This window comes from Anaerotignum sp. (genome assembly GCF_031981185.1).
Lineage (GTDB): Bacteria > Bacillota > Clostridia > Lachnospirales > Anaerotignaceae > Chakrabartyella.
This window is the reverse complement of sequence record NZ_DALYUL010000056.1, coordinates 3,752-4,731: the sequence shown is the minus strand read 5'-3', so window position 1 is coordinate 4,731 and position 980 is coordinate 3,752. Positions and strand designations below refer to the sequence as shown.

The following is a 980-nucleotide window of genomic DNA, read 5'->3' as shown; positions in this document are numbered from 1 at the left end:
TATAGTCAATTTCTCTATCTGCCTTGTACGCAAATGCAAATAGAATATGCCCTGCTGAGATTGGATGCTGAGGCACTTTCGGAATGCAGTCTTAGCCTTACCAGCGACCATTTTCCAGACAGAATGGTTGAAATTATAACTTCCGAAAAACTGCTCAACGAGAATGTAGACAATCTTAATTACTTTGCAACTAAGTTTCGAGAAATAGGCACCCAACAGGAAAGTTATTTTGAAAAGCTCATAGAATTTATTAAACCAGATAATCAAAAGGACTTAAAAGCGCTTCTGGACAGTATGTACGAGTTTGAACTTTTCCCCAATATCCATACAGCGGAGGAATACGGTAAATATATCATCTGCGAAAGCGGTCACTTTGAATATGATGTAAACCTTGAAGAATACATAGACTTTGAACGCTATGGACAGCAGAAAATTGCTAATCAGAACGGTGCATTTACTGAAAAGGGATATGTTCTTTATCACGGTTACAATGGGGAACTCGCACCGGTTTTATGGGAGCATCTTGGAATAGAAATCCCCAAGCAAGAATTTCAGGAACTAAAGCTGTATATGCCACTTTGTGGCACCACGTATTATGATGAGAATGACTATGGAGATCTTTATCAGGTAGATTATAAAATCGATGTTTGCTCAGATGAGCTGGCGGAATATAAAGATGAAATTTTGCAGGCGATTGAGAGAAATGCCTTATCCGAAGAAACGGAACGAGGATTGATGAGATACTACTGCGATCAGGATAGCGTCAATGCAAAAGTAAAAAGATATGATTTCTCAGTGGAAGATGTGGATGGTCAGCTGATGGGAGTTGCAAGCCTGATTTTAAATGCACCCCTTGATGATAGGGAACTTGCCAGAATAAAAGATGAAATTACAGGCCAAGCAAGTGACGGATGGGGAGAAGGTTTTGAGCAAAGAGAAATTTTATGCAACGGCAAAGAGGTGTATGTCAGTTTTTGGGG

Annotated in this window: 1 protein-coding gene; it reads left to right on the top strand. The window is 39.7% G+C overall.

All coding sequences use genetic code 11. The features are described from left to right. The coding region (locus RTK36_RS16360) for an antirestriction protein ArdA (RefSeq protein ID WP_312048285.1) at positions 1-980 on the top strand (980 nt) is incomplete at both ends.